The 14,394-nt window shown below is 33.3% G+C and carries 16 protein-coding genes; 9 read left to right on the forward strand and 7 right to left on the reverse strand.

Features of this window, described 5'->3' with window-relative positions; all coding sequences use genetic code 11:
• Positions 1-606: 606 nt before the first annotated feature.
• From BMY96_RS14120 to BMY96_RS14135, 4 genes are all read left to right on the forward strand, one after another.
• A complete protein-coding gene (locus BMY96_RS14120; RefSeq protein ID WP_092853311.1) occupies positions 607-2,028 on the forward strand; it encodes an L-serine ammonia-lyase in 1,422 nt (473 codons plus the stop codon).
• 254 nt (positions 2,029-2,282) lie between these two features.
• A complete protein-coding gene (gene panB / locus BMY96_RS14125) occupies positions 2,283-3,101 on the forward strand; it encodes a 3-methyl-2-oxobutanoate hydroxymethyltransferase (RefSeq protein WP_092853313.1) in 819 nt (272 codons plus the stop codon).
• Positions 3,102-3,185: 84 nt separating this feature from the next.
• Positions 3,186-3,884, forward strand: a complete 699-nt coding sequence (locus BMY96_RS14130) for an RluA family pseudouridine synthase (RefSeq protein WP_092853315.1) — start codon at positions 3,186-3,188, stop codon at positions 3,882-3,884.
• A 49-nt stretch (positions 3,885-3,933) separates the two neighbouring features.
• Positions 3,934-5,313 carry an aldehyde dehydrogenase gene (locus BMY96_RS14135; protein ID WP_092853317.1) on the forward strand — a complete coding sequence of 460 codons (1,380 nt, stop codon included), beginning with the start codon at positions 3,934-3,936 and terminating at the stop codon, positions 5,311-5,313.
• Positions 5,314-5,324: 11 nt separating this feature from the next.
• On the opposite strand, the gene BMY96_RS14140 is transcribed toward BMY96_RS14135, so the two are convergent.
• The 6 genes from BMY96_RS14140 to BMY96_RS14165 form a co-directional block, all read right to left on the reverse strand.
• Complete coding sequence (locus BMY96_RS14140; protein ID WP_092853345.1) at positions 5,325-6,113, reverse strand: sensor histidine kinase; 789 nt, start codon at positions 6,111-6,113, stop codon at positions 5,325-5,327.
• A gap of 22 nt (positions 6,114-6,135) precedes the next feature.
• The gene (locus BMY96_RS14145; protein WP_092853319.1) at positions 6,136-6,837 is read right to left on the reverse strand and encodes a hypothetical protein; all 702 of its coding nucleotides are present in this window, start codon (positions 6,835-6,837) and stop codon (positions 6,136-6,138) included.
• A complete protein-coding gene (locus tag BMY96_RS14150; protein ID WP_092853321.1) occupies positions 6,837-7,556 on the reverse strand; it encodes a hypothetical protein in 720 nt (239 codons plus the stop codon). Before BMY96_RS14150 ends, BMY96_RS14145 begins: the two co-directional genes overlap by 1 nt.
• Positions 7,557-7,561: 5 nt before the next feature.
• Entirely contained in the window at positions 7,562-8,080 is a 519-nt protein-coding gene (locus tag BMY96_RS14155) for a hypothetical protein (RefSeq protein ID WP_092853323.1), read from the reverse strand.
• Positions 8,081-8,173: 93 nt separating this feature from the next.
• Positions 8,174-8,800: a CPBP family intramembrane glutamic endopeptidase gene (locus BMY96_RS14160; protein WP_092853325.1), complete on the reverse strand. Its 627-nt coding sequence runs from the start codon at positions 8,798-8,800 to the stop codon at positions 8,174-8,176.
• Positions 8,801-9,259, reverse strand: a complete 459-nt coding sequence (locus tag BMY96_RS14165; RefSeq protein WP_092853327.1) for an Lrp/AsnC family transcriptional regulator — start codon at positions 9,257-9,259, stop codon at positions 8,801-8,803.
• Positions 9,260-9,449: 190 nt separating this feature from the next.
• Here BMY96_RS14165 and BMY96_RS14170 point away from each other — a divergent pair, with 190 nt between their 5' ends.
• The 5 genes from BMY96_RS14170 (at position 9,450) to BMY96_RS14190 (ending at position 14,099) form a co-directional block, all read left to right on the forward strand.
• Positions 9,450-10,649 carry an aminotransferase class I/II-fold pyridoxal phosphate-dependent enzyme gene (locus BMY96_RS14170; protein WP_092853329.1) on the forward strand — a complete coding sequence of 400 codons (1,200 nt, stop codon included), beginning with the start codon at positions 9,450-9,452 and terminating at the stop codon, positions 10,647-10,649.
• Between the two features lie 457 nt (positions 10,650-11,106).
• Positions 11,107-12,576: a Na+/H+ antiporter NhaC gene (gene nhaC, locus BMY96_RS14175; protein ID WP_092853331.1), complete on the forward strand. Its 1,470-nt coding sequence runs from the start codon at positions 11,107-11,109 to the stop codon at positions 12,574-12,576.
• 144 nt (positions 12,577-12,720) lie between these two features.
• A complete protein-coding gene (locus BMY96_RS14180) occupies positions 12,721-13,365 on the forward strand; it encodes a peroxiredoxin (protein WP_092853333.1) in 645 nt (214 codons plus the stop codon).
• A gap of 96 nt (positions 13,366-13,461) precedes the next feature.
• Positions 13,462-13,770, forward strand: coding sequence for a thioredoxin family protein (locus BMY96_RS14185; protein ID WP_092853335.1), 309 nt, complete (start codon positions 13,462-13,464; stop codon positions 13,768-13,770).
• 71 nt (positions 13,771-13,841) lie between these two features.
• Positions 13,842-14,099, forward strand: a complete 258-nt coding sequence (locus tag BMY96_RS14190) for a DUF6952 family protein (RefSeq protein WP_092853337.1) — start codon at positions 13,842-13,844, stop codon at positions 14,097-14,099.
• A gap of 39 nt (positions 14,100-14,138) precedes the next feature.
• Here the strand turns inward: BMY96_RS14190 and BMY96_RS14195 are convergent.
• Positions 14,139-14,394 (reverse strand): integrase core domain-containing protein (locus BMY96_RS14195; RefSeq protein WP_139205265.1); only part of this gene is annotated, 256 nt, incomplete at its 5' end.

Genomic DNA, 14,394 nt, shown 5'->3' on the forward strand with positions numbered 1-14,394 from the left:
AAATTTATGACATAGTGTCATATTTTTAATTTTCAGCCATAGTCTAAGTTTACAGTCTCACTCATGCGCACCAAAACTTCAGTCTTAGGTCATCAGTCTTCGGTCAATTTTATTTTATTTGGGCGCAACCACAAGGGTCGGGCTATCCGTTACAAGTCCTCGCACCTCCTTCGTCGGGCTGTGGGCTTTCCTCTACTATCCCTTGCGCGGGCATGTCCGCCAATTTAATACCTAAAGATTTAGATTATAGTATATCCGCAAAAGTTTGTTTTAAAGTAATTATTGTTTTCAGTTACTGTCGCAGTTTTCAGGTTTACTATAACTCTTAAAAACAAATCTATCAAAATCCATGTAGTAGATCTCCTCGAATATTAATGTATTGGTACATCTCCTTTATTTCTTTAGTTCCTGTTTTTCAAACATATTCTCTCTTCTCTCTTTCCCCCCGCAACTTTACACCTCCACGAGATAAAAACCTCCCGGAACCTCCGCGTAACAACCATAACAACAATCTGGTAGTAAAAATTCATAAAATTCGTATCAAAAAAACATAATACCTTAAAGGCAATCTCTCTATATTTGCTATACTATAACGTTTGCGTAATTATGGAGTGTATATCGGTTTTCGACATGCTAAAAATAGGCGTTGGCCCTTCAAGTTCACATACACTTGGACCTTGGCGAGCTGCCGAACGCTGGATAAAAGAACTTAAAGACGCCAATAAGTTCGATGCTGTGCAAAGCATTACGGTCCATTTATATGGCTCACTATCGTTAACCGGAAAAGGACATGCCACAGATTATGCTGTTATACTAGGTTTATATGGCGCAAACCCAGAAACCATTCCTACCGAAACCATTAGCGATATTATTTCTAAAGTAAAAGACACAAACACCTTAGCTTTTAATAATGAACACTTAATTGAGTTTAACCCAAAAACAGATATTGTTTTCAATAAAAAGTTTTTACCTTTCCATGCCAACGGATTAAAATTTACAGCCGTATGTCAGGGTAAAAAAACAGCATCAACCTTCTACTCTATTGGTGGCGGATTTGTTGTAAAAGAAGAACGAAAAAACTCAAAACGTAATTTCGAAATAAAATGCGCTTTCCCCTATCCTATAGATAAAGGTACCGAGCTACTTCAATTTTGTAAAACACTAAACAAACCCGTATCGCAAGTTGTTTTAGAAAATGAAAAATCCATTCGAGAAGAAACCGAAATTGACGCAGAGTTAAAACGCATTTGGAATGTTATGCTAGATTCTATGTACACAGGTTGCCATACCGAAGGCAGTCTGCCTGGGGGTTTAAATGTAAGACGACGTGCCTTCGATATTCATAAAACCTTAGTTGGTAAATCGCCATACACTACGCCCGTAGAGTGGATTTATAGCATTCGAGATACCGAAGTTAAATTTCGCCAAATCCTTAAATGGGTAAGTTGCTTTGCCCTAGCCGTAAACGAGGTTAATGCATCATTAGGTCGCGTGGTAACAGCGCCTACAAACGGAAGTGCTGGTGTGATTCCCGCGGTTTTAATGTATTATTTGGTTATAGAAAACCACGACGGAGATTTCGAGGATATTAAACGATTTTTGTTAGTTGCCGGCGAAATAGGAAGTATCTTTAAAAAAGGCGCCACAATAAGTGCAGCAATGGGTGGTTGTCAAGCAGAAATTGGAGTGTCGTCTGCCATGGCAGCCGGTGCCTTAACCGAATTACTTGGAGGCACACCAGAACAAGTTTTAATTGCAGCAGAAATAGCCATGGAACATCATTTAGGCCTAACCTGCGATCCTATTGGAGGCTTAGTACAAATACCATGTATTGAACGTAATGCCATGGGTGCCATTAAAGCTATAAACGCTGCAGAATTAGCCTTGGATACCAATCCCGAAAACGTAAAAGTACCTTTAGATAAGGTGGTAAATACCATGTGGGAAACCGCAAAAGATATGCACTCTAAATATAAGGAAACTAGCGAAGGTGGTTTAGCTGTTGGTGTTTATTTAACAGATTGCTAGAATTCAGTTTACAGACGCAGTCTCAGTTTTCATGTACACTAAAAATTTCACGTTCAAGTCCGCCTTTTCTTTTCTCTATTTTATGCTCTCTTTTTATCTAAATCAACATTACAAGAATTATGTTTTGAAATATCGGTATCCTGAAATTCTTAACCAAACCAACTGATAATCAACTCTCAAAATTCACCTAAAAGAAAACTATAAAAGTATCTTCTTTATTTAGTATTTTTACAGACGAACTAAATTTAAAATACATGTCTGTAGCAAAAAAAGAATACAAACGCATTACCGTTAAAACATTAGTAGATATGAAAGCCAATGGCGAAAAAATATCTATGCTAACGGCTTACGATTATACCATGGCCAAAATAGTTGATGGTGCGGGTATTGATGTTATTCTTGTAGGCGATTCGGCTAGTAATGTTATGGCTGGACACGAAACTACATTACCTATTACATTGGACCAAATGATTTATCATGCCTCTTCTGTAATTCGTGCTATAGACCGTTGTTTGGTTGTTGTAGATTTACCTTTTGGAAGCTACCAAAGCGACCCTAAAGAAGCCTTACGTTCGGCCATTAGAATCATGAAAGAAAGTGGTGCGCATTCCGTAAAACTAGAAGGTGGTAAAGAAATTAAAGAATCTATAAAACGTATTTTAAATGCTGGAATCCCGGTAATGGGCCATTTAGGTTTAACACCACAATCTATCTATAAATTTGGTACTTATACCGTTCGTGCCAAAGAAGAGGAAGAAGCTCTAAGACTTATTGAAGATGCTAAAATGCTAGAAAGAATTGGTTGTTTTGCCATTGTTTTAGAAAAAATACCAGCTAAACTTGCTAAACAAGTGGCCGAAAGTGTTAGTATTCCTATTATTGGTATTGGTGCAGGACCAGATGTAGACGGGCAAGTACTTGTATTACACGATATGTTAGGTATGACACACGAATTTAATCCGCGTTTTTTACGCAGATATCTAAGTTTGTATGATGAAATGACCACTGCTATTTCGCAATATGTAGATGACGTGAAAAGTACCGATTTCCCTAATGAAAATGAGAAGTATTAAGTTTTCAGGCGCAGTCTAAGTAATCAGTCTCACTCGTAAGCTTAAAAGGTATAAGAGAAGTATTCGTGCAAATTCGTGAAATTCGTGTCAAACAAAATTCTTTCAAACAAATCCAATCTCCAAGTCTTATTTGAAGACAACCATATAATCGTGGTAAATAAACGAGCGGGCGATATTGTGCAAGGGGATAAAACTGGCGATAAACCACTAAGCGATGTTGTAAAAGAATATATTAAAGACAAGTACAACAAACCAGGAAACGTCTATTTAGGAACCGTACACAGGCTAGATAGACCCACAACAGGACTTGTTATTTTTGCAAAAACCAGTAAAGCTTTACCTAGATTAAATAAATTATTTGTTTCAAAAGATATTGGCAAAACCTATTGGGCACTTGTAAAAAACGAACCGCCAAAGCAAGAGGACACGCTTGTTAATTGGCTAAAAAAGAATCCTAAAAACAATAAATCTAAAGCTCATACAAAAGAAGTTCCGGATAGTAAAAAGGCTATTCTTCATTATAAAGTAATTAAAAAATTAGATAATTACTTTCTGTTAGAAGTGAACCTTGAAACCGGCAGACATCACCAAATACGCGTACAGCTATCCAATATAGGTTGCCCAATAAAAGGGGATTTAAAATACGGATTCGATAGAAGCAACAAAGATGCAAGTATTAGTTTACACGCCAGACATATCGAGTTTATACACCCTGTAAAAAACGAACCTATTTCTATTGATGCGCCTTTACCAGAGGATGCCGTTTGGAATGCTTGTTTGTAATTAAAACAACTTTGCTTACTTTATTTTTTCATACCTTTAAAAGAAAACTTTGAAATCAATTTCAGAACTTATTTCGGTACAACACTCTTTTTTTAAATCGCAAAAAACTAAAGATATCGACTATCGGCTATCCTTATTAAAAGCCTTGAAAAAAGAAATTTTAAACAAAGAGCAAGCTATATTAGATGCCTTACATAAAGATTTTAAAAAATCGCAATTTGAAGCTTACCTTAGCGAAATAGGCATTGTCCTGTCCGAACTCAACTTAGCTATTAAAAACCTAAAAAAATGGGCAAAACCTAAACGTATAAAAGCGTCGCTATTAACCTTTCCTTCTAAAGATTACATCTATAAAGAACCTTACGGAACAGTGTTAATAATTGCACCATGGAACTACCCATTTCTGTTAGCTATGGAACCTTTAATAATGGCTATTGCGGCAGGTAACACGGTGGTATTAAAACCAAGCGAACTTACTGTAAATACATCAAAAATAATCACCTCGATAATTGAACATGTTTTTCCAGAAGACGTAGCTATTTCCATTGAAGGTGGTGTAGAAACATCTACCGAGTTATTAGCCCAAAAGTGGGATTTTATATTTTTTACTGGCAGCACAACGGTTGGTAAAATTGTTGCAAAAGCGGCAGCAAAACACTTAACACCTACTATTTTAGAGCTTGGTGGTAAATCGCCTTGTATTATTGACGATTCGGTTGATATAAAACTAGTAGCAACCCGCTTGGTATGGGGCAAACTTTTAAATGGAGGTCAAACTTGTATTGCACCAGATTATGTTATTGTAAAATCTAATATTAAACAAGATCTTATCAAGGCCTTAAAAGCTGAAATAATTAATAGATACAGCGATAACCCTAAAAATTCTGCAGACTTCCCTAGAATTGTAAATACTAAAAACACCAAAAGATTAGCTGAATTAATTAAAGACACTACCATAGTGCATGGTGGTGAAATAGATGAAACAACTTGTTACATCGCGCCTACTTTAATTGATGAGCCTAATATAGAAAGCCCTATAATGCAAGAAGAAATATTTGGTCCTATTTTACCAATATTAGTGTATGATACGGCGTCTGATATTGAAAAAATTATATGGCATTTAGATAAGCCATTATCGCTTTACGTATTTTCCAACAAATCATCGTTTATAAATGAAACGATTAATAAATTTAGTTTTGGTGGTGGTGTTGTTAACGATTTACTAATCCATTTTGGAAACCACAGGTTGCCTTTTGGAGGTGTTGGTGCTAGTGGTATTGGGGAATACCATGGCAAACATGGTTTTGATGCTTTTTCTAATACAAAACCAATTGTAAAACGCGGTAATTGGATTGATCCTTCGTTTAGATATGCGCCTTACAATAAAAAAGTTGGTTTACTAAAAACCGTTTTTAAGTATTTAGGATAGTAAGCAGGTAATTAATTTAAAGGATAGTTAAGTACCAATTGAACACCACTATTTGGCTGCGAGTTCAATTCGAAATCTGCATGAATTAATGCCGCTCTACTTTTCATATTAATTAAACCAGAACCTTGCTCAATATCTTTAATATCAAAACCTTTACCATCGTCGGTTGCAGTAATAATAATGCGTTCTGGTTTATAATTTAAGGTTATCCCTATATTTTTTGCTCCAGAATATTTTACCGAATTCGACAAAAACTCTTGAAGTATTCTAAACACAATAATTTCATGTTTTCTGTCTAAAAAAGGAACTTTATCGCCAATAATCTTTAGCTCTGCCGATGTAAACTTCATCTTCTTCATTCTATCCAATTCGTTGGTGATAGATTTTTCGAAGCCTATATTTAAAATAACATCGTTATTAAGTGTTTTGGATAGCGCTCTAACTTCCTTTAAGCCATTGCTAAGGGCTTCGGTAGTATCTTTAAACTTATCTTTAACATCATCAGCCACTTGCATTTTTAAAATACTCAATTGCATACTTGCAAATGATAATAATTGGCCCACATTATCATGTAATTCCCAACCAATATTTTTTAAAGTTTGCTCTTGTGCTTCGGTTTGAGCCTGAATTATTTCGGCCTCAAAAGCCTGTTGTTGCTTAATTTTATCTTGAAGCAATTTATTTTTTCGCTTCTGAAATACTACAAAAAACACAATTACTAATGATGTAATAATAATTAATACCATTATCATATACACTAGTAAATAGCGTTCTGAGGCTGTAGATACTGACGATTGCATAAAAAATAAAAGCTGAAACAAATTAAGCATTATTTGGTTTTGAAATTATTAAACCTAGTATAAAACAAGAATACATAAATATATTGGCAAATAAAAAAATGAGTCTTTTTAAATTAACAAAATCCCGATCGTATTCTGTATTATAAATATCAAAAAATATGACGGGCGTTATTATTAACCACCATAAAAATAAACCAACACTCGCGTAAAAGCTAAACATTTTAAACATATTTAAAATGGCATTACTATTTGTTAATTCAATAAAATATGTAGTAATACAAACAACTGTGGTTATAAGACCAGCTATTTGATAAAACGTAGATCGGGAGTTTAAAAACACATCATAATAAAATACGAAATGAGATAGCATAACTGCTATAAACAAAACACCTACAACCCGTATTACAAGCTTAAGTTTTTTTCGATTTATAATAGCATGAAAATAGAAAACTACACATACAATACTTCCAAAAAGCCATAACACATTATACCAATTATTAACACGAACACCCGCTTTTCTTAATAGTTGAATGGGTAAAAAAAATGGAGCGTAAACTAACATGGCTCCAATAACTTCAACAAAAAAAATGTAAACCAAAAAATAAATAAAATATCGTGTGGACGTATTTCGATACTTTTTAAAACATAGCAAACCTACAAATGCTGCAAGAAACTCCAACGCGTAAGAAATAAAATTAAAATTACGCGTTAAAAAATCAATCATTAAGTAAGTTCATTTTTTGTTAATTCTGGTTTGCACCAAATTAATGCGAAAGTAAATGTGGAATACATAACTATATTAGCAAACAAATAGATTTGCCATTTTAAGAAAATAAAATCCCAATCACTATTCGAGTTATAAATATCATAAAACACCAAAGGTGTAATAATAAGCCACCAAACAAAAATAGCTGCACTGATATAAAAATTTAATGATTTATAAAAAGTTAATATTTTTTCACTTTGCAATACTTCAATAAAATAAAAACCTATACATAAAAAAATTATTATCGCACCAAAAACATCAATTACAGGAAAAAAACGTACGAAATAATCTTCCCAATGTGCAACTATATAAATTACAGAAAAGAACAAAAAACTATAACCAAAAAGCTTTAAAATAGTTTTAAAAACTTTACTAATTAAAATTTTATGGTAATAAAATGAAAAAAATAGAATAGCCCCAAGTTTCCAAAATAATGTTGACCACCAAAAATTTCGTTTAAATACGGTACCCGCTAGGAAACTAAACAGCCCATCATCATTAATATAATTAACATAACTAGCTATAAAATCACAAATAGATAAATAGATTAAAAACCATATAAAATATTTGGCAACTGTAAATTTATACTTTTTATAAAGTAATAAACCTGTTACAGCTGCCAAAACTTCAATACTAGATGTAATTAGAGATTTATATTCTAATAAAAAATCGTTCACAGTTTTTATTTAGGATAAGGACCATCACCACCATTACCATTATTTAAAGGCGGCGCAGGTATATCTGGATCGGTAGGTGGAAAAAACATGTTAACACTGCTAGCTTTTGATGTAGATTTTGGCCCTGTAGGTACAATAAACATCGTGTTTCTATTCTTTTTTGGTCCTTTTTTTCTATCACCATAGTTTCCTAGGTAGATTCGAACACCGGTCATTTTATATCCTAATGTATCCGATTTTGCTTTAGCATATGCTAAATACTGGTTTACTTCCTTTAAAGACCACCATACCGAACGCATTTTCTTTCTTGGGCCTTCCAATTCAATAGTAGAATCTATTTCTGTTTCGTTATTTTTTTCCCAATTAGCACTAAATACTTTAGCTTCTGCTACCGAGATGGTATCTTTTGGTATCACATATTCCGACCCCTTTGTAGGCTTATCGCCTAAGGGTCGTGGGCAAAAATAATAAGTTAAAATTGCTCCAATAATAAATCCGAAAATGACTGATCCTAATTTTTTCATATTTGTTAGTTAAGGTTAATAATAGCCCTATAAAAGTAATAAAAAGATTTAACTAAAGGCTGTTATTCGTTTTTCTATTTAATTGTACTACAATTAGCTTGGAAAACCCAGCATACTGCCCATACCAACAGTAAACAACCAACAACCATAAATAGCATGTTCAATAGAGACTAAAAGTGTAGATTGTGTTTTTTTAAAGGTAAAGGCAAATAATAAACCACCAATAAAGGTAATAACTAGCACTAATACACTTCCAAAAAACAAGTGAGCTAAGGCAAATAAAATGGCATTTACCAATAAGAAAAGAGATTTGTTTTTAAACAAGCTTTGATACCGCTTAAAAAAGAATGCTCTATATAATAGCTCTTGCGGGTATACCGAAAAGACGCTATAAATAAAAAGCAGAATGAGCCATTTTAAGGGTTTATTTAATAAAACAGTAAATAAAGACTCACTATCCGTAATCCAAACAAATAGGGTGGTTAAAGAAGCAATTACCCCAAGTTTAATAACCGTTATTTTCCAAAAGGGTTTCCATTTTATGGTTTTAGATACTTTAAATTTTAACTGCTCTACCCTAAGTAATACATAAATAACATACAAAAAGCCTAATAGTCCAAAACTTAATTTTAACCAAGGAGAATAAGGCACCACAAAGCTTATTGGAATTATTAAAAAAATAATTACAAACTCAATAATTTTATAGTTAATAGATTTCATTTAAAAACTAATGGCATTAGTGTATTTAACTTCCGAGATTACAAACATACTATGTGTACTCCCAATATGGTTAATATTAGTAAGTTTATTTACCATAAACTCCCTATACTCGGCCATATCTTTTACGATAATTTTAAGTAAATAATCATAATCACCACTTAAATGATAGCATTCTAACACCTCGTTAATGGAGGTTACCTCTTTCTCAAAACGCTTTACAAATTCTTGGGTATGTTGCAATAGCTTCACATGACAAAATACCACAAAATCTCTTTCTACCTTTTTTTTATTTACAATAGCTATGTAACCATTAATATAGCCTTCTTTCTCTAGTTTTTTTATCCGTTCGTATACGGCAGTAACAGAAAGCCCTAATTTATTGGAAAGCTCCTTGTTAGTCTGCTTACTATCCTGTTGGATAAATTCTAATAATTTTTTATCGGTAGCATCAAAAATCATAATTGAAAATATTTCGTTAAAACGCTTGTTATCACGTTTAAAAAAGTTTTAAAACTTGCAAAAGTAATATATTATAGTTTTATATTCTAAATACACACCATTCCATTGTATTTTATTCTAAATATAACGATTTTTAATTTAATTAATTTTAAACTTCTATACGTATAAACGTATTAAAAAACTATAAACTATGGCATTTAAACCCGCAAATAACATTCAAGACTTACAATATTTTGGCGAATTTGGAGGCGTTAATCCTTCCATTTCCGATTCCTCTACTTATACCTTTCTTTCGGCAAAAACTATGTTTGATACTTTTGAGGGCAATGCCGATGGTTGCTACCTCTATTCGCGTCATTCAACACCTTCAAATTTATATTTAGGCGAAGCATTAGCGGCTATGGAAGGTACAGAAACCGCCAATGTTTCTGCCTCTGGCATGGGCGCCATTACGCCTACTATCCTGCAATTATGTGGTGCAGGAGATCATATCATTTCAAGCAGAACTATATATGGCGGCACCTATGCGTTTTTTAAAAATTTTACCCCACGATTTAATATTAAAACAACTTTTGTAGATATTACAAAACTGGATAGCGTAGAAGCCGCAATAACCAAACATACCAAAGTGTTATATTGCGAATCTGTAAGTAACCCGCTTCTTGAAGTTGCCGATATTAAAAGTCTATCTGAAATTGCATTAAGACATGGTTTAAAATTAGTAGTTGATAATACATTTTCACCATTGTCCATATCGCCAGCTACTTTGGGAGCAGATATCGTAATTCATAGCTTAACTAAGTTTATTAATGGCTCTAGCGACACGGTTGGTGGTGTTGTTTGTGGCACTCAAGAATTTATAAATAACTTACGAAACGTAAACGACGGTGCATCTATGCTACTTGGCTCTACGATGGATAGTTTAAGAGCTGCGTCTATTTTGAAAAACTTAAGAACGTTACACATTAGAATGCAACAACACAGTAAAAATGGTCTGTTTTTAGCTGAAAAGTTTGAAGCAGATGGTTTAAAAACGGTTTACCCAGGATTAAAATCGCATCCTTCTCATGATTTATTTAAACGCATGATGAATGAAGCTTACGGCTTTGGAGGTATGTTAACTATTGATGTTGGCTCTCTAGAAAAAGCCAATGAATTAATGGAATTAATGCAGCATAGAAATTTAGGATACTTGGCAGTTAGCCTTGGCTTTTACAAAACATTATTTAGTGCTCCGGGAAGTTCTACATCATCAGAAATTCCTGAAGACGAACAAAAAGAAATGGGCTTAAGCGATGGTTTAATTCGATTTTCTATTGGCTTAGATGCCGATATTGAGCGCACCTATAACATGATGCATCAGTGTATGGTAGAATTGAAAATTGTATAACTTATAAAGTGTAAAAAATAAAATTTAGCATTGGCGTAACTAAAAAATCCACCTACTTAAAAATGGATAACATAAAGAGATAAACAAAATCTTCAGTAAGCTTCAACTATTTATAACCCCAAGCATGTTTTAAAACCTTGAAATTTAATTTTTTAATTAGGAAAAAATAACTCATCTGGAAGCAATACGGCTGTAACGCAAGACTTAGTGCGGGAAATAATATTTTCCTTTTCTGATAACGACTTCTTTTTAAGAAGTTTTATCGAACTAGCCTTCGCACTATATTTAATATATATTAAAAAATATATAGCAGCTAAAAAAAACACGATTATTGCAGTTAAAGTCATTACCTAATTATTTAGTTATTATACAGTTAGGACACCAATATTTCAAATAAGTCACATAATTTTGAAAGAATTTAAGAAAATCGTAACATTACAACACCAAAATATTTTACATGCAAGACCAAGAAAACATTTCTGAAATTAAGGCAGACCACGAAACTATTATAGAAAATAAAGAACTTAATTTCATAGAAGCCCTTATTCCTGTTGTTCTTCTTATGGCCCTCTTGTTTTATAATATCTTTTTTGCCGATGGCGCTCTTTTAGGCGATTACTCAAATCAATTTATCTTATTAATTGGTGGTGGTATAGCTGCCATTGTAGGTCTTTTTAATAAAGTCTCTTTAAAACGCATGTATACCGAAATTTGGGAAAACATAAAAAGTGTTTTTATCCCAATCATGATTTTATTTTTAGTAGGTGCATTAGCAGGTACATGGCTAGTTAGCGGTGTAATTCCTGCCATGGTTTACTACGGTTTACAAGTGTTAAGTCCAGAAATATTTTTACCAGCTTCTGTAATTATAGCAGCCATAATATCTATTGCAACAGGCAGTTCTTGGACTACCTCTGCCACCGTAGGAATTGCACTTGTTGGTATTGGCACAGCTTTGGGCATAAACCCAGGTATGATTGCTGGTGCCGTAATTTCGGGCGCTTATTTTGGAGATAAAATGTCGCCATTAAGCGATACCACAAACCTTGCTCCTGCTATGGCCGGAACCGATTTGTTTACCCATATTAAATACATGACCATTACAACGGTACCAACCATAATTATCACGCTTATTGTTTTTGCCATTATAAGCGCTTCAATAACAACTACTGGTAGTGCCGATATTAGTAATTTACTAAGTACTATAGACACTACATTTACAATTACACCGTGGTTGTTTTTGGTTCCAGTAACGGTTGTTGCTTTAATTCTATTAAAAACAAAACCATTAATAGCCTTATGTTCTGGTGTTATTTTAGCAGCTATATTTGCCTTTATTTTTCAGGGTAATATTTTAGATGGTGTAGCAGATTCTAAATTTTCAGCTATAATCACCTCTATTCTTACAGATACCCAAATTACTACCGATAACGAGAAACTTAACGATCTTTTTTCTGCCGGAGGCATGCAAGGTATGTTATGGACCATTTACTTAATTCTTTGTGCCATGGTTTTTGGTGGTATTATGGATGGCATTGGTGCCCTATCTAGAATTACAAGTGCCCTACTCTCTGTGGCTACTTCCATTTTTGGACTATTTGCAAGCACCGTGATAAGCTGCTTGGGTTTAAACGCCATTGCTTCCGATCAATATTTGGCCATAGTAATACCAGGAAAAATGTTTAAAAAAGCCTACGAAGACCGCGGATTAGCACCAGAAAATTTAAGTAGAACCTTAGAAGATTCTGGTACAGTAACCTCGGTTTTAATACCATGGAACACCTGTGGCGCTTACCAATCTGGAGTTTTAGGTGTTGGTATTGGCGAATATTTCTTGTATGCTATTTTTAATTGGCTAAGTCCGTTTACAACACTACTTTTTGCTGCTTTAAACTTAAAAATCAGACAGTTAAAAACAACTAAATAAACCTAAGTTATACAAGAATAATTTCAGTATAAATTATATCTATTCCTTAATAAAAATTTAAAATTTTATTAATTCTGATAACGCGTTTTCAGGTGTATATTTGCACGAGAAAAAAACAATCAATAATTATAAAATTTAATAAAAATGGCATTAGTAGGAAAAAAATTTCCAGATTTAAACGTTGACGCAATGAACGAAATGGGCGATACTTTTAAAGTAAACGTTCTAGAAGAAGCGGTAAATAACAAAAAGAAAGTTGTATTGTTTTGGTACCCAAAGGATTTCACTTTTGTTTGCCCAACAGAATTACATGCTTTTGAAGCTGCTAAGGCAGAATTCGAAAAAAGAAACACTATTGTAATTGGAGCATCTTGTGATACACCAGAAGTACACTTTGCATGGTTAAGCACAGCTAAAGATAATGGTGGAATTGAAGGTGTTACTTACCCTATTCTTGCAGACAGCAACCGTAACTTATCTAGCATCTTAGGTATTTTAGATATTACTAACGAAACTTACGACGAAGCTACAGGAACTGTGCAAGTTGAAGGCGATAACGTAACATACAGAGCTACATATATTATTGACGAAGATGGTATTGTACAGCACGAAAGCATTAACAACATGCCATTAGGTAGAAATGTTGGTGAGTACCTTCGTTTAGTAGATGCTTTAACGCACGTTCAAGAAAAAGGAGAAGTTTGTCCTGCAAACTGGGAAGAAGGAAAAGATGCTATGAACGCTAATGCAAAAGCAACTGCCGAATATTTAGCTGCACACGCTAACTAAGAAATAAAAACTCCAAATAATAAAATTCCAATTTTCAAATACGGCAAACGTTAAGCTTTTGGACTTTGGAATTTTATTCCTATACATTTAAACATTATGGTACAAGAATTAAGTCAAGATAATTTAGCCGAAATCATTGCTGCTAACGATACTGTTGTGGTGCAATACTCTGCAACTTGGTGTGGTAACTGTCGTATTATGAAACCAAAAGTTAAGAAATTAGCTAGCGAGTTAGAAAACATTACGTTTGTTATCGCTGATGCGGAAAAATTTCCAGAATCAAGAAAATTAGCTACCGTAGATAACTTACCAACTTTTGCAACCTTTAAAGGTGGTGCTTTTGTAAACCAAACGCAAACCAATAAAGTAGATGTTTTAAAAGAATTAGTTGACGAAGTAGCATAATAAAACAACTTACGTTTTTGCAATATATACTAACCCTAGTATAAGTGCAGAAATGAAAAAAAAATTAATCAATGAAACTACCAGTAATAAAACACTTAACACAATTTATAGAAGACAATGATGAAGACTACATAGTTGAAACCATTGAAACTCTAGAAGCCTTAACCGAAGTATCTTCGTTAAAAGATGAGGAATTAGACGTTATTGGAGAACTTATCTCTAACATGTATGGCGCCATTGAAGTTAATAAAATGATTAAAGAAGGCACCTCTAAGAAGGACGCCGTAAACAACTTTATGAAACGTGTTTTAGGTTCTATTGATAAATAGAAAAAGAATAATGTGACGTCCTGAAATAGCGTTACAGAATTAATAATTTAAAGGTAGTGATTTAAAATCACTACCTTTTTTGTTTTTATATTGTTTTCTTTTGACCTTATTTTGATTGTGCATTTCTTGTGGCGTCAACATATAATTAGATAAATGTGGTCTAAAATTATTATATATTTTTATGGTATTTTGAACTAATTTAGTTTTAATTTCCAAATTGGTATTGTATTTATCAATTGCAAATTCTTGTTTTAACACACCATTAATCCGTTCTGCAATAGCATTTTCATAAGGG

This window comes from Algibacter pectinivorans, assembly GCF_900112595.1.
GTDB classification, from domain to species: domain Bacteria; phylum Bacteroidota; class Bacteroidia; order Flavobacteriales; family Flavobacteriaceae; genus Algibacter_B; species Algibacter_B pectinivorans.

Excerpts from the sequence above, each read along its gene's own strand:
- BMY96_RS14180 (WP_092853333.1), top strand. The coding sequence starts at position 12,721 with ATGGCATTAGTAGGAAAAAAATTTCCAGATTTAAACGTTGACGCAATG.
- BMY96_RS14170 (WP_092853329.1), top strand. The coding sequence starts at position 9,450 with ATGGCATTTAAACCCGCAAATAACATTCAAGACTTACAATATTTTGGC.
- nhaC (WP_092853331.1), top strand. The coding sequence starts at position 11,107 with ATGCAAGACCAAGAAAACATTTCTGAAATTAAGGCAGACCACGAAACT.
- BMY96_RS14160 (WP_092853325.1), bottom strand. The coding sequence starts at position 8,800 with ATGAAATCTATTAACTATAAAATTATTGAGTTTGTAATTATTTTTTTA.
- panB (WP_092853313.1), top strand. The coding sequence starts at position 2,283 with ATGTCTGTAGCAAAAAAAGAATACAAACGCATTACCGTTAAAACATTA.
- BMY96_RS14165 (WP_092853327.1), bottom strand. The coding sequence starts at position 9,259 with ATGATTTTTGATGCTACCGATAAAAAATTATTAGAATTTATCCAACAG.
- BMY96_RS14185 (WP_092853335.1), top strand. The coding sequence starts at position 13,462 with ATGGTACAAGAATTAAGTCAAGATAATTTAGCCGAAATCATTGCTGCT.
- BMY96_RS14145 (WP_092853319.1), bottom strand. The coding sequence starts at position 6,837 with ATGATTGATTTTTTAACGCGTAATTTTAATTTTATTTCTTACGCGTTG.
- BMY96_RS14190 (WP_092853337.1), top strand. The coding sequence starts at position 13,842 with ATGAAACTACCAGTAATAAAACACTTAACACAATTTATAGAAGACAAT.
- BMY96_RS14120 (WP_092853311.1), top strand. The coding sequence starts at position 607 with ATGGAGTGTATATCGGTTTTCGACATGCTAAAAATAGGCGTTGGCCCT.
- BMY96_RS14140 (WP_092853345.1), bottom strand. The coding sequence starts at position 6,113 with ATGCAATCGTCAGTATCTACAGCCTCAGAACGCTATTTACTAGTGTAT.
- BMY96_RS14155 (WP_092853323.1), bottom strand. The coding sequence starts at position 8,080 with ATGAAAAAATTAGGATCAGTCATTTTCGGATTTATTATTGGAGCAATT.